This window comes from Aestuarium sp. (genome assembly GCF_023253315.1).
Classification (GTDB): domain Bacteria; phylum Pseudomonadota; class Alphaproteobacteria; order Rhodobacterales; family Rhodobacteraceae; genus Marivivens; species Marivivens donghaensis.
On sequence record NZ_JALRGW010000026.1, the window covers coordinates 1 to 22111 of the forward strand.

Sequence of the window (22111 nt, forward strand, 5' to 3'; positions counted from 1 at the left end):
GATGTGATTGATGCAGGTGCAGGTGATGACACTTACACTATCGGCCAGCCTGCCTCGACCACACCTGACGCCGAAGTTGACACGGTCATCTTCTCGGATGGCGACGGCAGCGACACTGTCTACGGTTTCCAAGGTCCGACCGACAACGGCGACGGAACATTCTCTGGCAACGACCAGATCGACGTGTCCGACCTGCATGACGCCAATGGCGACCCCGTTAACATTTGGGACGTCGTTGTCCAAGACAACGGTGGCAACGCGCAACTGCTGTTCCCGAACGGCGAAACCATCACGCTTTATGGTGTGTCCCCGACCCTCCTGTCGAACCCGCTCGCACTGGGTGCGATTGGTGTGCCGCTGTCTGACGGCACGGTTTCGGGCACCGCTGGCGACGACATCATTGATGCCTCCTACAACGGCGATCCTGACGGTGATCACGTTGATGCGAATGACAATATTCTGCCGACCTTTTCTGGCGACGGTGACGTTATCGAAGCTGGTGCAGGCAACGACACGATCTATGCTGGCGCAGGTAACGACCTCGTGTCGGGTGGTGACGGCAATGACACGCTGTATGGCGGCGCTGGCAATGACGCACTCCGTGGTGAAGCGGGTGATGACACCTTCGTCTTTGAAGTTGGCGGCGGCTCTGACTCTGCCGTGGGTGGCGAGACGGGCGAAACCAACGGCGACGTGATCGATGCCTCTAGCCTGACCACAGACGCCACCGCTGTCTTTGACGCGGCTGAGAATGGCTCTGTCACCTCTGGCACCGATCAAATCAATTTCTTTGAGATCGAACAGGTTATCACGGGCAGCGGCAACGACACCGTCACTGGTGCGGCTGGGTCTCAGTCCGTTGATACGGGCGCAGGCGACGACACCATTTCGATGGGCGACGGCGACGATACGGTTGTGGCTGGCGAAGGCAACGACACGATTATCGGTGGCGCAGGTGCTGACGTTCTTTATGGCGGCGCTGGCAATGATACGATCACCTTTGCCGAAGGCGATAACGTCTCGGGTGGCGACGGGGATGACCTCTTTATCCTCGACGACTACCTAGAAACGGGTAACGGCACGATCACCATCGACGGTGGCAACACGGGCGAAGGCGCTGGCGACACGCTGCAACTGGGCATGTTGGCCGACCGTTCGACGCTCGTCGCGACCGATGATGGCACGGGTAGCTTCTCTGGCTCTGTGACGCTCGATGACGGCACGCTGCTGAACTTCACCGATATCGAGAACATCATTTGCTTCACACCGGGCACGCGCATTGCGACCCCGCGTGGCGCTCGGCCGATTGAAACTCTGCGTCCAGGCGACCTCGTTGTAACCCGCGACCACGGCCTTCAGCCGATCCGCTGGATCCAGTCGCGCACGGTTCCTGCAATTGATCGCTTTGCACCAATTCGTATTCGCCCGAACGTTTTGACGGGTCTCGAATCCGATCTACTGGTGTCCCCACAGCACCGCATGCTGTTCCAAGGCTACAGCGCTGAACTGCTCTTTGGCGAAACCGAAGTTCTCGTTTCCGCGCGTCACCTCATCGACAATAAGGCAGTCACCCGCGAAGAAGGCGGCATGGTCACCTACATCCACATGATGTTCGACCAGCACGAGATCGTCTTTGCCGAAGGTGCAGCGACCGAGAGCTTCCACCCCGGTGATGTTGGTCTATCCGCGATTAAAGACGAAGCTCGCGAAGAACTCTTTGCGATTTTCCCAGAACTTCGCGCAATGCCAAACAGCTATGGCAACACGGCACGCCGCTGCCTGAAAAAGCACGAGGCGCAACTGATCCGTCTGTGATTAAGCGCTAACCCGTAAGGCAGTCTGACCGCCCGCGGCCCACGCCCTCGCGGCATCACCAAAGGCGGTGAACAGAGGGCGCGACACAGGATCATTCGCGGCATTCCATTCGGGGTGCCACTGAACGGATAGGGTAAACCCCGGCGCATCTTTGATATAAATCGCTTCGGGCGTGCCGTCGGGCGCGTGACCTTCGATCACAACGCGGGCACCCGCGTCCTTGATCCCCTGCCCGTGCAGCGTGTTGGTCATGACTTGTGTCGTGCCGAAAAGCTGATGGAACACACCGCCCTCTTTGAGCGTGACCACATGGCGCAGCGCGAATTTCTCTTCGAGCGAGCCGTCAGGTGGCATGCGGTGATTGGTGCGCCCTGGAAGGTCACGGATCTCTGGATAGAGCGTGCCGCCCATGGCGACGTTCACCTCTTGAAACCCACGACAAATCCCTAAAACCGGTTGCCCCCGTTCCACACAAGCCCGCACCAGCGGCAAGGTGATCGCATCGCGACGACGGTCGAAATCACCATGGGCTGCGGTTTCTTCTTCACCGTATTCGCTGGGGTGCACATTGGGCCGCCCACCCGTGAGCAGAAACCCGTCACAGACCTCTAAGAGTTCATTCACGGTCACATAATCGGGATCGGCGGGGATGATCATGGGAATACATCCCGCCACGTTCGACACCGCACAAGAGTTCATCGTGCCACCAGCGTGCGTCGGATAGCTGTCGTTCAAAAGTGCGGAGTTGCCAATAATTCCAATGACGGGACGCGTCATGATTGCCTGCCCTTACTGCGTTGCCCTCTACGTTAGCCGCTGATGAAAGTCATGAAAAGGCTCGGCGTAGGAGACTGTCGTCTGCAAATTTGCAGGGCTGAAATAACGCGCAGTTTGCTCATTTTATAGTTGATTGGAATTCTCGGCGGGCGAATAGTCGGCGCGACACCTCGCCAAAGGACTTTCTGACATGACCGAACTCACCGAAACTGATTTGTCCTTTAGCCGCGTTCTGCCCGCACCCCGTTCGGCGGTCTGGACTTGCTGGACGACGCCGGAACATTTGGTGCATTGGTTCGTACCCGCACCCCACCGTGTTGCCAAATGCGACATTGATCTACGGGTTGGCGGTCACTGCAATATGACCTTTGATGTCGAAGGCAACATGATGGACAACAACGGGGTCTATCTTGAACTTGTAGAAGGCGAAAAGATTGTTTTCACAGACACTTACACCGAAGGCTGGAAGCCAAATCCAGAACCTTTCATGACCGCGATCATCACGCTTGAGGATACAGAGGACGGGCAGACGCTCTATACCGCGACAGCGCGCCATCGCAGTGTTGAAGCGGCCCAGCAGCACAAAGATATGGGGTTCTTTGATGGCTGGGGCATCGTCGCTGACCAGCTGGGGGCCTATGCCGCGAAACTAGCTGTCTAAGAGGCCGAGGCCTTGCGCTTGTCCGACCGGCAACGGTCGGAACAATAGCGCACCTCATCCCAAACTTTTTCCCACTTTTTCCGCCAAACAAAGGGCCGCCCACATGTGGCACAAACCTTTGACGGAAAATCAGATTTTTTACGTATTTTTGACATTGTATCGTTTTGCCCAAGGCCTAATCTGCACCACGAAAAGCCGACCGTCGAAGCCTCTCGGGTTCCGCAATAGGTAAGTAGAACGTTGCCCGCAAAACGCCAGTGTTTTGCAGCCCACACGCAGGAGACGCAGATGACGAACGCCGCCCCTCAGACCATTTACCTCAAGGATTACACGCCGTTCGGGTATCTGGTCGACACCGTGCATCTGACGTTTCGTCTAGCTGATACGACGACGCGAGTTCTATCGCGGATCGAATTTTCACCGAACCCTGATAGCCCCAATCGTCGTTTCTTCCTGCATGGCGAGAACTTGAAACTGATCTCTGCAACCATCGACGGCGCCCCTGTCGTTGTGCGCGATGTTGACGGCGGGATCGAAGTCGACGCGCCCGATGCGGCCTTTGTTTGGGAAGCCGAGGTTGAGATCAGCCCGATCACCAATACCGCTCTCGAAGGGCTCTATATGTCGAACGGCATGTATTGCACTCAATGCGAGGCCGAAGGATTCCGCAAAATCACCTACTACCCCGACCGTCCAGACGTCATGGCCCCGTTCACCGTTCGGATCGAAAGCGATCTGCCCGTGCTGCTGTCGAACGGCAACCCGATGGGCGCGGGCGATGGATGGGCGGAATGGTCGGACCCTTGGCCAAAGCCGGCCTACCTCTTTGCCTTGGTCGCGGGCGATTTGGTGAACCACCGCGGGGATTTCACCACCAAATCGGGCCGCCGTGTCGACCTGAACATCTGGGTGCGCCCCTCTGATATCGGCAAATGCGCCTTTGGCATGGGCGCGCTGCAACGGTCGATGAAATGGGACGAAGAGGTTTATGGCCGTGAATACGACCTCGACGTGTTCAACATCGTCGCCGTGGATGACTTCAATATGGGCGCGATGGAGAACAAAGGGTTGAACATCTTCAACTCGTCCTGTGTCCTCGCCTCGCCCGAGACCTCAACCGACGCGAATTTTGAACGGATTGAGGCGATCATCGCCCACGAATATTTCCACAACTGGACGGGCAACCGCATCACCTGCCGCGATTGGTTCCAGCTCTGCCTCAAGGAAGGACTGACCGTTTTCCGCGACCAACAGTTCACAGGCGATATGCGGTCCCATGCGGTGAAACGGATCGACGATGTGATCACTCTGCGCGCCCGCCAGTTCCGCGAGGACGCAGGTCCCCTCGCCCATCCCGTCCGTCCAGAGAGCTTTGTTGAGATCAACAACTTCTACACCGTCACCGTCTATGAAAAAGGCGCCGAGGTGATCGGGATGCTGAAACGATTGGTTGGCGATGAGGCGTATAAATCCGCGCTCGACCTCTATTTTGATCGCCACGACGGTCAGGCCGCCACGATTGAGGACTGGATCAAAGTGTTCGAGGACACGACGGGACGCGACCTGAGCCAGTTCAAACTGTGGTATTCGCAGGCTGGCACACCGCACGTCTATGTCAGCGATGATTTCACCGATGGCACCTATAGCCTTCGCCTTCGCCAAGTCATTGCCGCCACCCCAGGTCAGTCTGAAAAACAGCCGATGGTTCTGCCGATCGCTGTGGGTCTCCTGAGCCAAAACGGCGATGAAGTTGTCCCGACCACCGTTCTGGAAATGACCCAAAGCGAACAGGTGTTCACTTTTGAAGGGCTCGCCGCACGGCCTGTTCCGTCGATCCTGCGCGGATTCTCTGCGCCCGTTATTCTGCATCATAATCAAAGTGTTGAGGACCGTCAGTTCCTCCTCACCCACGACACGGACCCGTTCAACAAATGGGAAGCCGCGCGTAGCCTTGCCCGCGACCTGTTGGTCCTGATGGTGATCGAAAATGCGGAGGTGGATGGCGCATTCCTGACCGCGCTGAACGCTGCGATTTCGGATGAGGCGCTGGACCCTGCATTCCGTGCCCTCCTCCTCGCGCTGCCAAGCGTGGATGACATCGCGCAGACACTCTCTGCGGGTGGCTATACGCCTGATCCGTGGGAGATTTACGCCGAACGCGAACGTTTGAAACGGGCGATTGCGGACCATGCAGGGCCGACCTTGGCGAACCTTTACCTGCTCCATCAGGTCACGGGCGATTTCAGCCCCAAAGCCGAGGATGCGGGCAAACGTGCGCTCACCAATGCGGCCTTGTCCTACATCACCCTGACAGACGCAGGCGCGACCGCCCAGCGCCAGTTCGCGGCTGCCAACAACATGACCCAAGAGCTCGCAGCGCTTTCGGCGCTTGTCTCGATTGGGGCGGGCGATGATGAACTAAACGACTTCCAGCGTCGCTGGCATGAGGATCGTCTGGTCATGGACAAATGGTTCAGCCTGCAGGCTGGGCTTGCCGAACCAGAGGACGCCTCCGCGACCGCGAAACGGCTGGCGGCACATGATGCGTTTGACTGGCGCAACCCGAACCGGTTCCGCGCTCTGTTCTCATCGCTCGCAGGGAACACGGCTGGGTTCCATAACCCAGACGGAAGCGCCTATCGCCTACTCGCAGATTGGCTGATCAAACTGGATGCGGCGAACCCGCAAACGGCGGCGCGGGTCTCAACGGCGTTCGATACGTGGAAACGCTATGACGAGGACCGTCAAGCCATGATCCGTACAGAACTAGAACGGATGCTCGCCACGGATGGCCTGAGCCGCGATATGACGGAAATGGTCACGCGGATGTTGGGGGTTTAACCCTCCATCGTTGCGATCCGCGCCTCTGGTTCAGCGGGTCGCGCCATTGGCCGGTGAGAGCTAAGCGGGACGCAATAGCTCTGCCGACGCGTCCACGCCGACATTTCTGCGATCTTCGCAGGGTCCGTCATCGGCCCCCAATCGGCAGCCACCCCGCGCCAGCGACCATCGCGGATGGCAATCGCGTTATCGCGACGCACCGTCGTCGCCATGATCCGCGCAGCACAGCCCAGGTTGGCAACGGGGTCTTTGAGCGCCTCACCATCCCGCGCAAGGCACCCGTAGTGCCGCGCTGTAGGTGGCGAAATCTGCAGAAGGCCAAACCACTGTCCGCCCCCGCCAACAGCATCGGGGCGGTATGTGCTTTCGTGTTTGGCCAGCGCCGACATCATGCCGACCCAAAAGGCACGACGCAGGTGCGGCGGGTTTTCCACGTAAGCAGGGCACCAATCGTCAATGTCACGGGGTGTCGTTTCAGCAAGGCCCGATGCCGACCCCGCGAGGGCTCCCATCAACGCCAAAGACCATCGTTGCGTGCCTGCCCGATGATCCCACCGCGCCCGAGGGATATAGAACGACCGTCGGATTGGTCGCGGGGCGTCAATGATCGGTCCGCTGATATAGATCGGCGCGGGCGGCGGCACGTAGAATGTCGCAGGCCGCACGACAGGCGGCGCATCGGCGAGCGATTGCGCAGCAGCGGGCAGTACCCCAAGAAACGTCAGAACTATGGCAGCGGTTCGGATCATCCGGCGCAGTATGGCTGCGAACGGGTCCAGTTGACCATATCCGATCGCTTGCGTTCGCTATGGAAGGGTCCCCAATCTGCCGCCAACCCTTCGGACCCTGTGCCGACATATCCATCGCGCGGCACTGTATGGGCTGCAATCCGAACGGCACAGGACAGGTTCGCAGCGCCGTCTTTCAACTGTTCGGCGGATTGCGCGTTGCATCCATAGCCCTTGGCCGTGCGCGGATCGATCTGGACCAAACCGATCCAAGCCCCTCCTCCGCCAGCGGCACGCGGGTTCCATGTGCTTTCGTGTTTGGCGAGGACCGAAAACATGCCCGTCCAAAACGCGGCGCGATCTTCGGTGTCTGCCTCAATGTAACCGGGGCACCATTCGTCAATATCTTTAGGCACCAGAGACAACAAAACCTCGCCATGCGCGTTGATCGCGTCGAGCGTTGCTTCCGTCCACTCAGGGCCTTCGGGATGGATATCCCAGCCCATCAACGGCAAAGCCTGCGGTTCGGGCTCTGGCGTGGACGGGAGAAAAGGAACCTGCAAACAGCCCGACAGGGCAACGGCGGCAATCATTAAAAAGGGACGCATGTTCAGGCAGCAATTGTTTCAATCGCCGCATAGTTGCGCGATCAATCGCCCTTAGGTCGAGTCATTTTGTAAATTGGGGTGCTTTTTAGGCCGAAGTCCGCCGCCCCGCCCCTTGCCGCGCCCGCCCCAAAACCCTAAGAGAGAACCGTTGCGGAAAAGGGACAAAACGATGCTCGACCTCACTTATGAAGCTCCGAAACCCAAAGTGATCGCAGGGGCGACCGGCGATTGGGAACTCGTGATCGGCCTTGAGGTGCACGCGCAGGTCGCGACCAAGGCAAAACTGTTCTCTGGGGCTTCGACGGAATTCGGCGCAGAGCCGAACTCTAACGTGGCATTCGTGGACGCTGGTATGCCCGGTATGCTGCCCGTCATCAACGAAGGTTGCGTGGCACAAGCCGTTCGCACTGGTCTGGGCCTGAAGGCAGAGATCAACCTTTGGTCCGCGTTTGACCGCAAAAACTATTTCTACCCTGACCTTCCGCAGGGCTACCAGATTTCCCAGCTTTACCATCCCATCGTGGGCGAAGGTGAAGTGTTGGTCGAAATGGGCAACGGCACCGCGCGTAAGGTCCGCATCGAACGTATCCACCTCGAACAGGATGCGGGTAAATCGATCCACGACATGGACCCGAACATGTCCTTCGTCGACCTCAACCGCACAGGCGTTGCACTGATGGAAATCGTGTCCCGCCCCGACATTCGCGGTCCCGAAGAAGCTGCGGCCTATGTCGGCAAACTGCGTCAGATCATGCGCTACCTTGGCACATGTGACGGTAACATGCAGAACGGCAACCTGCGCGCGGACGTGAACGTTTCCGTCTGCCGTCCCGGTGCCTACGAAAAATTCATGGAAACGGGCGACTTCGGGCACCTCGGCACGCGCTGCGAATTGAAGAACATGAACTCCATGCGCTTCATCCAGATGGCAATCGACTTTGAGGCCCGCCGTCAAATCGCGATCCTCGAGGACGGTGGCGAAATCGTTCAGGAAACCCGTCTCTATGACGCGGACAAGAACGAAACCCGTTCGATGCGGTCCAAAGAAGAAGCACACGATTACCGCTACTTCCCTGATCCCGACCTCCTCCCGCTGGAGATCGAACAGGCGTGGGTTGATGACATCGCAGCAAGCCTGCCCGAACTGCCCGACGAAAAGAAAGCACGTTTTATCAACGACTTCGGGCTGTCGGACTATGACGCCTCGGTGCTGACCGCCGAAGTGCCGAACGCGATCTACTTTGAAGAAGTTGCAGAAGGCCGTGACGGTAAACTCGCCGCGAACTGGGTGATCAACGAACTCTTTGGTCGTTTGAAGAAAGACGAAAAAGACATCACCGAAAGCCCGATTTCGGCGGCGCGTCTGGGTCAGATCGTTGGCCTGATCAAGTCTGAAAAGATCAGCGGCAAAATCGCGAAAGACGTGTTCGAGATCGCCTATACCCAAGACCGCGATCCAGAAGAGATCGTTGCGACCGAAGGTATGGAACAGGTAACCGACACGGGTGCCATTGAGGCTGCCGTTGACGAGATCATCGCTGCAAACCCCGCTCAGGTCGAAAAGGCGCAAGCCAACCCGAAACTGGCTGGCTGGTTCGTGGGCCAAGTCATGAAGGCGACAGGCGGCAAGGCAAATCCTGCTGCAGTGAACGCTTTGGTCATGAAAAAACTGGGTCTTTGATCCGACCCGATCTATGATGAACGGCGGTCCCTTGGGCCGCCGTTTTCATTTGGACGCCCCATGCGCACGACAGCCGACCGTATCCGCCACGCCCTGAGTTTTGAAGTGATCGCGCTCTGTGTTGCGACACCTGTCGGCGCGTGGCTTTTTGACCAGCCGATGCACAGCATGGGCGTCGTGACTGTGGTCAGTGCCACAATCGCGATGGTGTTCAACTACCTTTACAATTGGGGCTTTGATCACGCGATGCTGCGATTTCGCGGAACGGTGCATAAGACAGTGGTGATCCGTATCCTTCACGCCATCCTGCTCGAACTGGGTCTGCTCGCCCTGCTCACACCCTTTATCGCAATCTATCTGGGTGTCAGCTTTTGGACCGCGCTGATGATGGATATCTCGCTCGGCCTGTTTTACCTGAGCTACGCGTTTGTCTTTAACTTGCTTTACGACACGATCTTTCCGATCCCAGAGAGCCAGTAATCACCCAAATATCGCGTCACGGTGATCGGCGAGGTAGATCCGCAGCCACGGGGTAAAGGCCTCTGGCGTGGCGGCAAGGGCCGCGTCGAGCGCCTCGAGCGTCATCCACTTGGTTTCCCAGACCTCATCGGGATTGATCGTGATTTCAGGCGTGCCGTGGCCCACGTAGACCTCAACCACCTCATGTTCGATCAAACCGTTGCCGACATCCGCGCGGTATTCCACCTGCTCCCGCCACGTGAGATCGACACCTGTGATGCCCAGCTCTTCGCCGATGCGGCGGAGCGCACAATCGGCGGGGGCTTCGTTCCAGTGGGGATGGGTACAGCAGGTGTTCGCCCATAGACCCGGCGTATGATATTTCGCCGCCGCGCGACGTTGCAGCAGAATGCCCTCTGGCCCCGTGATAAAGACGCTGATCGCAGGATGACGCAGCCCACGTTGATGCACCTCGAGTTTATCGAGAGGCTGCAATTCGCCATCAATCCAAGCTGCAATACGCGTGTCCATGACGCGCCATGTGCCAAAAACCTGCACAAAATGCCAGCCCTGTCTCTCCCACCAAAGTAGGCGCGACCGATTGGCGCAAGGGGCTTTGCCTCAGTTTGAAAAGAGACTACCTTCGCGCCAGAACAAAGAAGCATAATGTTTGCTTCGAAACCTATGGGAGTTACTCCATGAAGACCCTTAAGCTCGCTACTGCCTTTGCTGTTCTCGCCGCTCCGGTTCTCGCCGAAGGCGACGCAGCCGCTGGTGAACAGGCTTTCAACCGTCAGTGCGTATCCTGCCACGTTGTTCAGAACGCAGCAGGCGAAGTTCTCGCTGGCCGCAATGCGAAAACTGGTCCGAACCTCTTTGGCCTCATCGGTCGCGCACCGGGGTCCGTAGATGGCTTTAGCTATGGTGACGATATCGTTGCTGCCCAAGAATTCGTCGCTGCTTGGGACGAAGAGCAGTTGGCTGCTTATATGCAGGACCCGACCGCTTGGCTGCGCAGCACCACCGGTTCGAACTCCGCTCGTTCGAAAATGTCCTTCAAAGTGCGCCAAGAGGCTGACGCTGAAAACATCGCGGCCTTCCTTGCGACCTTCGCTGAATAATCTTTCCCATCTGGGACTGATCAAAGGGCGCCTTCGGGGCGCCCTTTTTTGTGATGTGAACCCGTCTTTCCCGCCTTGGACCTGGTACGCAAAGCCGCTATAGTCCTGCGGTCGAATTAGGGGGCCTATGAAATGATCTACGAATACAAGGTGGTGCCAGCACCCAAACGCGCAGAAAAGGTCAAAGGGCTAAAGACAACCGAAGACCGCTATGCTCACGCGCTCCAAGAGTTGATGAACCAACAGGGTCGTGACGGCTGGGAATACCAGCGCGCAGAAACGCTGCCCGTTGAGGAACGCAGCGGGTTTCGGTCCAAAGGCATGGTCGAACAACACATGCTGGTGTTTCGCCGCGAAAAGAAAGCGGTCGATGCGGCAGTGACGCCGAGCCAGACCGCCGTTCCAGCGCAACCCGTATTGACCACCGCGCCCAAAACGCCTGCCCCGACTGAACCGACTGTCGCTGCGCAGTAATCAGTCGATCTCGAGGGCAAGCGCGTGAATACGACCCATAATATCGGCGCCAATGGCGTCATGGACCGCACGATGGCGGGCCAAACGGGTCATTGCGCCGAATACTGGGGCTTTGATCCGCACGCGCCAGTGGCTTTCGCCACCCTCTTGATATCCGCTATGGCCACGGTGGCCTTCGCTTTCGTCAATAACTTCAACCACTTCTGGGGAAAAAGCCGCTACCAGACGGGATTCGATCTCTTTTGCAAGGGACATATTTTTCTCCTTCCCCCTTCAATCTCACGTCCTACGGCTTAAACTCACCCGTCCGAGTCGGAAAGATAAGGCTGCACATGTCCAAGACTGATCCGTTTGGGTTCGACATTTCGGTGTCTGCCTCCAAAAAGAAAAACCCCCGTGGCCGTCGTGGCATGTCGGGTGCGATCGAAACATCAACGCGGGTCTGCGACCATGAAGGTTGCGAAGAATCCGGCAAATACCGCGCGCCCAAATCGCCCGATATCCTCGATGAATTCCTGTGGTTCTGTAAGGATCACGTTCGGGAATATAACCTGAAATGGAACTTCTTCGAGACGGCGACTGAGGCCGAATTGAACGCGCAGATGACCAAAGATAAGGTTTGGGAGCGCGAAACGAAGCCGTTCAAGAAAACGGTGGAAGAACGCGCTTGGGCACGTCTCGGCATTGAAGACGCGCATCAGGTTCTGGGCGAAAACGCGACCCGTAACCCAGGTAAGACCAGCGGTGCGACCCGTCGCCTTCCGCCGACCGAACGCCGCGCGACCGAGATCCTCGATGTGAAGGACACCATGACCAAGGCGGAAATCCGCAAGGTCTACAAATCGCTGATCAAGGTTCTTCACCCCGACATGAACGGTGGCGACCGTTCCCAAGAGGAACAGCTGACCGAAGTCGTTTGGGCTTGGGATCAGATTAAAGCGAGCCGTAGCTTTAAAGATAAGTAATCATGCAAGGCGGGCGAACAGGCGATCCTGTTCCGTCCGCCAATTGCGAATCAAGAGGTGGGAGGCCAGCAAATTGGCAAACCACATCAGCGCCAGCATCGGCGAACTCACCAACATAATTGCCAAAGTGAACGGCCCGAACATCGTGCCATAAAACGGCAGCGCGAGCGTTCCCGCAATCACAGCGCCCACCACGCTGACCCAAATCACGCCGAGCATCCCACGCGCAAACCCGTTCGGCCCAGATTGCCCCATACGGTCCCCCGCGAGCCTCAGCGCAAGGCCACAGCCCAACGCACCACAGAGCACGATCCAACGATGATAGAGCGTCAATCCGCCTTCTAGGATGGAGCCGTGGGACATATGCGTCACCGTCATCAGCCCCAAGCCGGCGCCAAAGGCACAGGTCATCACATAAGCCGTGACAAGCTGCTGCTCGCCTTCGGTCAGCGACCAAAAGCCTCGCACAGTGTGCCGCAGGTCCTGCAGGTGGTGATAAACAGCGCGCATCATGCGCATCTTATGGCAGAAAACGCCGATTGGGACGACTGTTATGGTCGAAACGGACTGTTTCGAAACGCGGCCCACCGGCACCTTCGGAGGAAATACGTCACGACCCCCTTTTCCTCGCCGTCTGGACGGTTATGTTGCGGTCGGTAAACGATAGACGCAAGGAAGGTTCGACATGCTCGACCAGAACGCAAAGCCCACCGAAGAAATCGACGTTCGCGAAGTTTTCGGTATCGACAGCAATATGAAGATCAAAGGCTTTGCCGAACGCACGTCTCGTGTGCCAGAGATCGACTCGACCTACAAATTCGACCCGGACACCACTTTGGCTGTTCTGGCTGGCTTTGGGTATAACCGCCGCGTGATGGTTCAAGGCTACCACGGCACAGGTAAATCGACCCACATCGAACAGATCGCGGCCCGCCTGAACTGGCCGACCGTTCGTGTGAACCTCGACAGCCACATTTCCCGTATCGACCTGATCGGTAAAGACGCGATCAAACTGAAAGACGGCAAACAGGTTACTGAATTCCACGAAGGCATTCTGCCGTGGGCACTTCGCAACCCGACTGCGATTGTATTCGACGAATACGATGCGGGCCGTGCGGACGTTATGTTTGTGATCCAGCGCGTTCTCGAACATGATGGTAAACTGACCCTCTTGGATCAGAACGAAATCATTACGCCGAACCCGTATTTCCGCCTCTTCGCAACGGCAAACACTGTGGGCCTTGGCGATACCACTGGCCTCTATCACGGCACCCAGCAGATCAACCAAGCCCAGATGGACCGCTGGTCGCTCGTCGCGACGCTGAACTACCTCAGCCACGACGCCGAAGCGGCGATCATTCTGTCGAAGGCACCGCACTACAATAACGAAAAGGGCCGCAAGATCATCAGCCAGATGGTGACCGTTGCTGACCTGACCCGCACCGCGTTCATGAACGGCGACCTGTCGACCGTTATGTCGCCGCGGACCGTGATTGCTTGGGCTGCGAACGCAGAGATCTTCCGTGATGTTGGTTATGCGTTCCGCCTGACCTTCCTCAACAAATGTGACGAGTTGGAACGCCAGACCGTGGCAGAGTTCTATCAGCGCTGCTTTGACGAGGAACTGCCGGAATCGGCTGCGTCCATAGCACTCTGATCTATCTGAAAAGATTGAACAAATTGACAGGGGCTTGCACGAAAGTGCGGGCCCCTGCGCCTTTTCGCGCCCTAGGTGCATTGGGATAGTTTTCAAACTGCACAGTTGATTGACATAAATTTGTCATAAAAGATCAATCCATGAGCGGTTTGAAAACTTTCCTTGCGGTGTTTTTCATGCTGGTCGGGGCCCTGCCCGCGCCAGCGCTCAACAATGCGGCCAACGAAGACCTTCGGATTTTTGCGATCTGCGCAGGCCGTTTTTCAGCGCAAATGGAACATTCGTGGCTCTTTGGGAAAAGCGATGCGGACGACTTTGAACAGGACCGCGAAATGATGCTTATGCTCATTGATGCGATAATGCCTGACACGGATCGTATTCGCGTGATGGACTGGCGGATTAACGCGAAACAAGCCCATGCGATGCTTTTGACACGCGCCGCATATACCATCGACGGGGCCGACGCGGTCTGGGCTGAAACCCGCGCCGAGGCAGCCATCGCAGAATGCCGCGATTTGCTGTTGTTCAACTGATCCCGACCACTGGTCATTGCCCAATCGTCGGTCTAGGTTAGTCGCAACGATGACCCGAAGGCTGCCTGCATGAAACCCTCCGATAACCCCGCCGATCCGTTTAAAAAGGCATTGGCCGAAGCGACCAAGGTTATGGCCGATGACGCCGATCTGTCGGTGACCTATTCGGTGGACCCTCCGGGTCTGACCAAGGATTCTGTGCGCCTTCCTCAGGTCAGCCGTCGCATGACCCGCGACGAGGTTTTGCTCGCACGCGGAACGGCGGATGCGTTGGCGCTGCGTCACAAATTCCACGACGCCGCCGTTGCAGCCCGCTACGCCCCCCAAGGGCAGTTGGCGAAAGAGATTTATGACGCGATGGAATCCGCACGGGTCGAGGCCGTCGGTGCCCGCTACATGCCCGGCACGGCGTCGAACATCGACGCAAAAATCGCAACCGAGGCCACCCGTAAGGGCTATGACCAGATCAGTTCGTCCACCGATGCGCCACTATCCGTAGCCGCTGGCTACCTAATCCGCCACCTCGCCACGGGTCGTCCCCTGCCCAAGGGTGCGAACAACGTGATGGAACTGTGGCGCGGATTTATTGAGGATCAGGCAGGCGGGACGCTCGAAACGCTAGAGGATACGCTCAGCGATCAACGCGCCTTCGCGAAATTTGCACGTAAGATCATTGAGGATCTCGGCTACGGCGATCAGCTCGGCGACGATCCCGATGTTGAGGACGATCAGAACGACGAAACCGCAGAACAGGACGAGGTTGAGGATAACCCTGAATCCGATGGCCAAGACGATGGTCAAGAGGACGAGGCCGAAGCCAGCCCCGAACAGTCCCAAGACCAGCAGCAGGACCAGCAACAGGCGCAAGTCAGCGCCGACGACATGGCTGATTCCGAATTCGACGAAGAGACCGAGATGCCAGAGGGCGAGGCCCCGCTCGATCCTCCGCCGCCCGCGCCGATCTCGGACGCTGATCCAAACTACACCGTCTACAAAACCGAATTTGACGAAGAAATCGGCGCCGAGGAATTGGCCGAACCCGCTGAGCTTGAACGCCTCCGCGCTTACCTTGATCAGCAGCTAGAGCCGCTCAAGGGCGCTGTCTCGCGCCTTGCGAACAAACTGCAACGCCGCCTTCAGGCGCAGCAGAACCGGTCATGGGAGTTCGACAAAGAGGAAGGCATCCTCGACGCAGGCCGCCTTGCCCGTGTGGTTGCGAATCCAACCACGCCGCTGTCGTTCAAATGGGAAAAAGACACCGATTTTCGCGATACCGTCGTGACGCTCTTGCTCGACAACTCTGGCTCGATGCGCGGTCGCCCGATCTCAATCGCGGCGATCTGTGCGGACGTTCTGGCCCGCACGCTGGAACGCTGCGCGGTCAAGGTCGAGGTTCTGGGCTTTACCACCAAAGCGTGGAAAGGCGGGCAGAGCCGCGAAAAATGGCTGGCCGAGGGTCGCCCATTGCAGCCTGGTCGCCTGAACGATCTGCGCCACATCGTCTATAAATCTGCGGACGCCCCGATGCGTCGGACCCGTGCGAACCTTGGTCTGATGATGAAAGAGGGTCTCTTGAAAGAGAACATCGACGGGGAGGCGCTGGAATGGGCGCACCGCCGTATGATGGCCCGTCGTGAGCAGCGCAAAATCCTCATGGTGATTTCCGATGGTGCGCCCGTTGATGACAGCACATTGTCGGTGAACCCTGCCAACTACCTCGAAAAACACCTGCGTGACGTGATCGCCATGATCGAAAAGCGCAAGGCGGTCGAACTGATGGCAATCGGCATTGGCCACGATGTGACGCGATATTACGACCGCGCTGTGACCATTACCGATGCGGATCAGTTGGCGGGTGCGATGACCGAACAATTGGCGAGCCTGTTTGACTCTGACCCTCGGGCACGCGCACGGTTCGCAGGCATCCGCAAGGCGGGCTAACCACCTGTATTAAAATGAAAAGGGGCGGCAATGTTCCAGACCTTTGAGACTGCGTTTTCAGGGAAAGCGGGGCCCGAGAGGCTATCGAAACTGCGTGTCCAAATGGCCGCTGCAGGGGTGGATGGGTTCCTTGTCCCCCGCGCCGATGCGCATCAGGGTGAATATGTTGCTGCCTGTGACGAACGTTTGGCGTGGCTGACAGGCTTTACAGGATCGGCAGGTTTTTGTGCTGTCCTAGCTGATCAAGCGGGCCTCTTTGTCGATGGCCGTTACCGCCTGCAGGTGCGCGAACAGGCGGCGGATGTGTTCACGCCCGTCGATTGGCCCGAGGTTAAACTCGGTGACTGGCTGGAAGACCACGCAGAGGGTCGGACCATCGGCTTTGATCCGTGGCTACATACGATCAGCGAGATTAAAGGGCTGCGCGAACAGGCGAACATGGTCGCCTGCGCCAATCTGGTCGATCAGATTTGGACCGACCGCCCTGCCCCGCCTGCCGCACCGTTCTTTGTGCAGCCCGATGACCTCGCAGGGGAAAGCCACGGCGACAAACGGGCCCGCCTTGCCAAAGGCCTTCGGGAGAATGGACAAGCTGCGGCAGTCCTGACCCTGCCCGACTCTATCGCGTGGCTTTTGAACATTCGTGGCGCCGATATCCCGCGCAATCCCGTGCCGCAGTGCTTTGCCATTCTCTATGCGGACGGTCGCGTGAACCTCTTTGCCCGCGATGGCAAAACTGATGCAATCATGGACCACCTCGGGGCCGAGGTGACGGTTCTCGGCGAGGACGCCTTTGTCCCTACCCTGCAGTCGCTAGACGGCGCGGTTCTGATTGATTCCAACACCTGCCCGCAGATCATCGGCGAAACCCTCGCCAACCCTGTTGAGGGGCGCGATCCCTGCGTTCTGCCCAAGGCCTGCAAAAACCCGACAGAGATCGCAGGGGCCAGAACAGCACACCTGCGCGATGCGGTCGCAATGTGCCGTTTCCTTCATTGGCTGGACGAGACTGGAGTTGTCACCGAAATCGATGTGGTCACTCAGCTAGAACAGTTCAGGGCAGAGACTGGTGCACTGCGGGATATCTCTTTTGATACCATCGCAGGCAGCGGTCCGAACGGGGCAGTCATCCACTACCGCGTGACCCATGACACCAACCGCCAGCTTCAGGACGGCGATCTTCTCGTCCTCGATTCTGGGGGGCAATATCAGGACGGCACGACCGACATCACCCGCACCATCGCGATTGGCGCTGTCGGCGCAGAGGAACGCGCCTGCTATACCCGCGTCCTCCAAGGCATGATCGCGATCAGCCGCGCGCGGTTCCCGAACGGTGTCACGGGTGCGCATCTCGATTCCCTCGCGCGGTTCCCGCTGTGGACAGCGGGCTTAGATTTCGACCACGGGACGGGTCACGGCGTCGGATCATATCTCTGCGTTCACGAAGGGCCGCAACGTCTTAGCCGTGTTTCGGACATTCCTTTGCGCCCCGGGATGGTATTGTCGAATGAACCCGGCTACTACCGTGCCAAGGCCTTTGGCATTCGGATTGAAAATCTGATCGTTGTTCAACCCGCACCGCCAATTGCCGGAGGAGACGCGCACCGCAATCATCTCTCGTTCGAGACGCTGACATGGGTGCCCCTTGATCGTCGGCTTATAGACCTCACCCTGCTGTCCCGCGACGAAGTGTCGTGGATCGACAGTTACCATGCGACCGTGCTGGACAAGGTGGGGGCAAATCTGGATGCTGCGGCCAAACACTGGCTCGAGCAGGCGTGTGCGCCGCTCTGACGCCAAATCGTAACATGCGGCCTGTATCAACAGGCAACTGACAGACACACAAGGGAGGGGCCACAATGGCCGACCACATCACTATTCGTCCCGCTGGAGGCACTTGGGTCGTTCGCGCTGGCGGTGCTGTTCTGGGCGAAAGCTCTAACGCGCTGGAGCTGATCGAAGGCGATATGGCGCCTGTGATCTATTTCCCGCGTTCGGACATCGCGATGGCGTTTTTGGATGAATCCGACACGACCTCGCATTGCCCGCGCAAAGGCGACGCACGCTATTTCACCATCGTCGCCAAAAGCGGGCCAATCAAAGACGCAGTTTGGTCCTATGAAAACCCGTCCGACGCGGTGTCGCAGATCAAAGATTACCTTGCCTTCTACACCAGCAAAGTCGCGGTAGAGCAGGTTTAACCTAGGCGTGCTCTTCGGCTGAGACAGCGGCAAGGGCACGGTTAAACGCACGCAAGGCATCGACATGGAACAAGGCGCCCCGCACCTCTGCTGGGGCGTCTTTCTTTTGTCGAACCACTGGAACAAAGGATTCCCCGCTGTTTTCAAACAGGGGCATCGCACGGTCGAGCGTGGCATCATGCGCCACATAGATCCCGCGTTGAATGAGCGCCTCGCAGTCCTCAAGCGACGCGCCGCGCGGGTGATCCATCGACCGCATCACTGTCGCCACATCAAAGGTGGACAACAGATAGGCTTGTGGTCCCGCCGCGATCCGCACGCCCCGCCGCTCCAACTGGGTGAGAAAGAACGACCCCGCGATAAACCGCGATGAGACAGCCGTCGACATAGATACAGCGACCATGACGGCCAGCCCCGTTTGCCAGTCGCCCGTTAGTTCAAACACGATCAACGTGGTTGAGATCGGCGCGCCCAAAACCGCCGCCGCAACAGCCCCCATCCCTGCAAGCGCATAAAGCGCCGCCGTTCCCGAATAGTCAGGCAAAAGCCCCGTTGCCACCATGCCAAACGCCAACCCAGCGAGCGATCCAACAACCAACGCGGGTGAAAAGACACCGCCGCCCATCCGTCCGCCCATCGTGATGGCGACAGCTATGACTTTGACCGCGGCAAAGACGACGGCTTGCCAAAACAGCAACCGCCCAGAGAGCGCGTCTGACGTGATCCCATAGCCGACACCGATAATATGTGGGAACCAAAGCGCAATGACCCCGAGCAGCCCACCCGCGATCGCAGGGCGAAGGGCACGTGGGATACGCAGCTTTGTTTGAACCGCTGTTCCGATGGTATCCGCCCAAAAGATCGACCGCATCAGAACAATGGCAAGAACGCCGCTGAGAAGGCCCAAGAGGATAAAGGCGGGCAATTCGACGTAGAACCGAAGGGCCGTTGTGGTCGGCAGGAAATACTCCGTCACATCGCCGTGGATCATCCGACTAACCACCGTGCCCGCGACAGAGGCAATCACAATCGGTGCAAAAGCACGCATCGCGAAATGGCGCAGGACCACTTCGAGCGCAAAGAGTGCCCCTGCAATCGGCGCATTAAAGCTCGCAGAGACACCCGCAGCCACGGCACAGCCCAATAGGTCACGACCCGTCACGCCGTCCGCCTTGATCAACCCGCTCACATAGGTCGCCAAAACACCCACGAGGTGGACAACAGGCCCCTCACGCCCTGACGAACCACCCGTCGCCAAGGTCACAAAACTCGCCGCCGCAGAGGCCAGACCTTCGCGTTTTTCAACTCGTCCGTCACGCAGTGCAGCCCCTTCGATCACATCTGCCACAGCCCGCACGCGCCCATCGGGGGTAAACCGATCAAGGATCAGGCCAACAATCAGGCCACCACACACGGGGATCAGCACGATCCAATACCAGTCGAGCATTGCAGCCGACCGATGCAGTCGCGCCACCTGATTGGTTTGGTACACAAAGGACTGAAGGCTCTCGATCCCCAGCCGGAACCCCATCGCAATTAGGCCGCCGCCAATCCCGATCATCAAAGCGATGAACCAGAACTGAATCTCGCTCGGCCCTTTGGTGCGAATGGTGCGCAAGGTGTCGGCCAAGGCTTTGGCAACTGCGCCGCTGGCGGATTTCACGTGCTGAGTCGTCTTCGTCGACATCGCTAGCCCACTGGTTCGTTTGATTTCTGTGTAGGACAGTTCGTCAAATGGACCAAGCATCGTCGCGTCATTTCAGGGATTTAGCCCCGTAATTCCCAAAGTTTCCGCAACGTCATCGTTAAATTAGCACGTTCGTTCCAGAAAAGGGTTAACAAAGCGTCACAATTCAACTATACGTTAGGCATCGTTTTTATACCTAAGCATATGCCTTCGGGCGCTAAGTTTTTGAACCGGATGTCTGTGAGTGGCTGACGGGTTTTCTGTAGAACGGTCGCGGGTCACCTTCGGGTGGCCCGTTTTTCTTAGGCGGTAAGCAACGCTCGTGCCGCGGCGCGGGCTTCCTCGGTGATGCGGTCGCCAGAGATCATCCGCGCGATTTCATCCACGCGTTCGTCTTCATCCAGCGGCACCACCGTCGAAAGCGTCTGCGTCTCGGTTTGACGTTTCTCAACCCGCCAATGGTGCCCGCCCAGTGCTGCCACTTGCGGCGAGTGGGTCACGACCAGCACCTGCCCCGCCGAGGCGAGCCCTGCCAATCGGCGACCAACCGCATCGGCGGTCGCGCCACCAACACCACGGTCAATTTCGTCAAAGATCATCGTGATGCCCGTCGTGCCTGCTGACAAACAAACCTTGAGCGCCAAGAGGAAACGGCTCAATTCACCGCCAGATGCGATTTTGTTGAGCGGGCCAGAGGGCGCACCAGGGTTCGTCGCCACGGTAAAGGCCACGTCATCGCGCCCTTCGGGGCCTTCTTCGCCAGCCACAACATCGGTTTTGAAAACCGCACGTTCCATTTTCAACGGGGCGAGTTCCGCCGCCATCGCCGCATCGAGACGGTCCGCCGCCTCAACCCGCGCTGCGGTCAATGCGCTGGCTGCTGCATTATAGGTTTGCTCTGCCGCTTTCACCGCAACCTGCAACGCCGCGAGGTCGCGTTCCCCACCGTCCAGCAAGTCCAGCTTTGCCCGCAGACCATCTGCGTGTGCAGACAGATCATCTGGCAGAACGGCATATTTCCGCGCCAAACCACGGATCGCGAACAACCGCTCTTCGGTCAGTTCGAGATCGGCAGGATTAAAGTCGAGCGAGTCAAGGCATTCTTCGATCCCGCGCTGCGCTTCACCCAATTCATCTATCGCCCGCGATAGGGCCGACAACGGGGCGTCCAGACGACCTTCGGCCTTATCCGCCGCATCGCCGAGCCACCGTGCCGCGTTCGACATCAGCCCCTCAGCGCCTTCATAGGACAGCGCGTTAAAGGCCTGAGAGATATCGTTGCGGATCTTTTCGGCGGCCTGCATCAAACGGCGTTTGCCGTCCAAGGTCGCCTCTTCACCGGGTTGCGGGTCGAGTTTGTCCAACTCCCCAACCGCATGGCGCAAAAACTCTTCTTCGGCGCGGGTCTCTGCGATCTTGGCCTCTGCCGCGACCAGCGCCTTGCGCGATTGCGCCAAACCACGCCATGCCGCGCGGGTCGCGTCGATCAGATCGGACACCTGCGCAAAATCGTCCAAGAGCAACCGATGCCCACGCGGGTTCAACAATCCACGGTCATCGTGCTGGCCGTGCAATTCGATCAGCGTGTCAGAGAGTTGGCGCAGGACCTCGCCGCTCACCCGACGATCATTGACCCACGCGGTCTTGCGCCCGTCAGCGGTGTTGATGCGACGCAGGATCAGTTCACCGTCCGCCTCGATCCCAGCTTCTTGCAGAACCGCCTCAGCCGCATGGCCCGACGGAAGGTCGAACACGGCAACAACCTCGCCCTGCTCTGCCCCCTGCCGAACGAGGTCGGCACGGCCGCGCCAGCCCAGCACAAAACCGAGGGAATCCAGTAGGATCGACTTACCGGCGCCTGTTTCACCCGTGAGCACGTTCAGACCCGGTTGGAACTCTAGCTCCAACCGATCAATGATCAGCATATCTCGGATATCTAAACCGCGCAGCATTGTGTCAGCG

The 22111-nt window shown here is 58.3% G+C and carries 22 protein-coding genes; 13 read left to right on the forward strand and 9 right to left on the reverse strand.

Translation table 11 applies throughout. The annotated features are described in order from the left end of the window. On the forward strand, positions 1 to 1815 hold a 1815-nt coding region (locus AC1QQ2_RS11820; protein WP_479713286.1), incomplete at its 5' end, for a Hint domain-containing protein. Here AC1QQ2_RS11820 and AC1QQ2_RS11825 read toward each other — a convergent pair. Further along, complete coding sequence (locus AC1QQ2_RS11825; RefSeq protein WP_479713287.1) at positions 1816 to 2592, reverse strand: gamma-glutamyl-gamma-aminobutyrate hydrolase family protein; 777 nt, start codon at positions 2590 to 2592, stop codon at positions 1816 to 1818. 190 nt (positions 2593 to 2782) lie between these two features. On the opposite strand from AC1QQ2_RS11825, the gene AC1QQ2_RS11830 reads away from it, so the two are divergent. Next, a complete protein-coding gene (locus tag AC1QQ2_RS11830; protein ID WP_479713288.1) occupies positions 2783 to 3253 on the forward strand; it encodes an SRPBCC family protein in 471 nt (156 codons plus the stop codon). On the opposite strand, the gene AC1QQ2_RS11835 is transcribed toward AC1QQ2_RS11830, so the two are convergent. Further along, a complete protein-coding gene (locus AC1QQ2_RS11835) occupies positions 3250 to 3408 on the reverse strand; it encodes a DUF2256 domain-containing protein (RefSeq protein ID WP_082959408.1) in 159 nt (52 codons plus the stop codon). The two genes, AC1QQ2_RS11830 and AC1QQ2_RS11835, sit on opposite strands and share 4 nt — an antisense overlap. Before the next feature lie 133 nt (positions 3409 to 3541). Between AC1QQ2_RS11835 and pepN the strand changes: the two genes are divergently transcribed. After that, positions 3542 to 6094, forward strand: a complete 2553-nt coding sequence (pepN, locus tag AC1QQ2_RS11840; protein WP_479713289.1) for an aminopeptidase N — start codon at positions 3542 to 3544, stop codon at positions 6092 to 6094. Here the strand turns inward: pepN and AC1QQ2_RS11845 are convergent. Beyond that, a complete protein-coding gene (locus AC1QQ2_RS11845) occupies positions 6091 to 6843 on the reverse strand; it encodes a transglycosylase SLT domain-containing protein (protein WP_479713290.1) in 753 nt (250 codons plus the stop codon). The genes pepN and AC1QQ2_RS11845 overlap by 4 nt on opposite strands. Then, the gene (locus tag AC1QQ2_RS11850) at positions 6840 to 7430 is read right to left on the reverse strand and encodes a lytic transglycosylase domain-containing protein (RefSeq protein WP_479713291.1); all 591 of its coding nucleotides are present in this window, start codon (positions 7428 to 7430) and stop codon (positions 6840 to 6842) included. The genes AC1QQ2_RS11845 and AC1QQ2_RS11850 overlap by 4 nt, the downstream gene beginning before the upstream one ends. Positions 7431 to 7599: 169 nt before the next feature. On the opposite strand from AC1QQ2_RS11850, the gene gatB reads away from it, so the two are divergent. Beyond that, positions 7600 to 9111 carry an Asp-tRNA(Asn)/Glu-tRNA(Gln) amidotransferase subunit GatB gene (gene gatB, locus AC1QQ2_RS11855; RefSeq protein WP_479713292.1) on the forward strand — a complete coding sequence of 504 codons (1512 nt, stop codon included), beginning with the start codon at positions 7600 to 7602 and terminating at the stop codon, positions 9109 to 9111. A gap of 60 nt (positions 9112 to 9171) precedes the next feature. After that, positions 9172 to 9591 (forward strand): PACE efflux transporter, encoded by a 420-nt coding sequence (locus tag AC1QQ2_RS11860; protein WP_479713293.1) that lies wholly within the window; start codon positions 9172 to 9174, stop codon positions 9589 to 9591. Here the strand turns inward: AC1QQ2_RS11860 and idi are convergent, their stop codons facing one another. Continuing rightward, positions 9592 to 10101: an isopentenyl-diphosphate Delta-isomerase gene (idi, locus tag AC1QQ2_RS11865; RefSeq protein WP_479713294.1), complete on the reverse strand. Its 510-nt coding sequence runs from the start codon at positions 10099 to 10101 to the stop codon at positions 9592 to 9594. Positions 10102 to 10268: 167 nt separating this feature from the next. On the opposite strand from idi, the gene AC1QQ2_RS11870 reads away from it, so the two are divergent. Both AC1QQ2_RS11870 and AC1QQ2_RS11875 read left to right on the forward strand, forming a co-directional pair. Next, the gene (locus tag AC1QQ2_RS11870; RefSeq protein ID WP_479713295.1) at positions 10269 to 10691 is read left to right on the forward strand and encodes a c-type cytochrome; all 423 of its coding nucleotides are present in this window, start codon (positions 10269 to 10271) and stop codon (positions 10689 to 10691) included. Positions 10692 to 10823: 132 nt separating this feature from the next. Then, positions 10824 to 11165, forward strand: coding sequence for a DUF4177 domain-containing protein (locus tag AC1QQ2_RS11875; protein ID WP_249946446.1), 342 nt, complete (start codon positions 10824 to 10826; stop codon positions 11163 to 11165). On the opposite strand, the gene AC1QQ2_RS11880 is transcribed toward AC1QQ2_RS11875, so the two are convergent. Continuing rightward, positions 11166 to 11420 (reverse strand): BolA family protein, encoded by a 255-nt coding sequence (locus AC1QQ2_RS11880; protein WP_479713296.1) that lies wholly within the window; start codon positions 11418 to 11420, stop codon positions 11166 to 11168. 77 nt (positions 11421 to 11497) lie between these two features. Here AC1QQ2_RS11880 and AC1QQ2_RS11885 point away from each other — a divergent pair, with 77 nt between their 5' ends. Beyond that, positions 11498 to 12130 (forward strand): J domain-containing protein, encoded by a 633-nt coding sequence (locus AC1QQ2_RS11885; RefSeq protein ID WP_105235442.1) that lies wholly within the window; start codon positions 11498 to 11500, stop codon positions 12128 to 12130. Here the strand turns inward: AC1QQ2_RS11885 and AC1QQ2_RS11890 are convergent, their stop codons facing one another. Beyond that, positions 12131 to 12643, reverse strand: a complete 513-nt coding sequence (locus tag AC1QQ2_RS11890) for a hypothetical protein (RefSeq protein WP_211096396.1) — start codon at positions 12641 to 12643, stop codon at positions 12131 to 12133. A 172-nt stretch (positions 12644 to 12815) separates the two neighbouring features. On the opposite strand from AC1QQ2_RS11890, the gene cobS reads away from it, so the two are divergent. From cobS to AC1QQ2_RS11915, 5 genes are all read left to right on the forward strand, one after another. Continuing rightward, positions 12816 to 13787 carry a cobaltochelatase subunit CobS gene (gene cobS, locus AC1QQ2_RS11895; RefSeq protein WP_067549385.1) on the forward strand — a complete coding sequence of 324 codons (972 nt, stop codon included), beginning with the start codon at positions 12816 to 12818 and terminating at the stop codon, positions 13785 to 13787. Positions 13788 to 13927: 140 nt separating this feature from the next. Then, the gene (locus tag AC1QQ2_RS11900) at positions 13928 to 14320 is read left to right on the forward strand and encodes a hypothetical protein (protein ID WP_479713297.1); all 393 of its coding nucleotides are present in this window, start codon (positions 13928 to 13930) and stop codon (positions 14318 to 14320) included. Between the two features lie 69 nt (positions 14321 to 14389). After that, a complete protein-coding gene (cobT, locus tag AC1QQ2_RS11905) occupies positions 14390 to 16261 on the forward strand; it encodes a cobaltochelatase subunit CobT (RefSeq protein WP_479713298.1) in 1872 nt (623 codons plus the stop codon). A gap of 30 nt (positions 16262 to 16291) precedes the next feature. Further along, complete coding sequence (locus tag AC1QQ2_RS11910; protein WP_479713299.1) at positions 16292 to 18055, forward strand: aminopeptidase P family protein; 1764 nt, start codon at positions 16292 to 16294, stop codon at positions 18053 to 18055. Positions 18056 to 18120: 65 nt separating this feature from the next. After that, positions 18121 to 18462: a DUF427 domain-containing protein gene (locus tag AC1QQ2_RS11915; protein WP_479713300.1), complete on the forward strand. Its 342-nt coding sequence runs from the start codon at positions 18121 to 18123 to the stop codon at positions 18460 to 18462. 1 nt (position 18463) lies between these two features. Here AC1QQ2_RS11915 and AC1QQ2_RS11920 read toward each other — a convergent pair whose 3' ends face one another. Both AC1QQ2_RS11920 and recN read right to left on the reverse strand, forming a co-directional pair. Beyond that, positions 18464 to 20149: a chloride channel protein gene (locus AC1QQ2_RS11920; protein ID WP_105236370.1), complete on the reverse strand. Its 1686-nt coding sequence runs from the start codon at positions 20147 to 20149 to the stop codon at positions 18464 to 18466. A gap of 302 nt (positions 20150 to 20451) precedes the next feature. After that, positions 20452 to 22101 (reverse strand): DNA repair protein RecN, encoded by a 1650-nt coding sequence (recN, locus tag AC1QQ2_RS11925; RefSeq protein WP_479713301.1) that lies wholly within the window; start codon positions 22099 to 22101, stop codon positions 20452 to 20454. Positions 22102 to 22111 lie beyond the last annotated feature (10 nt).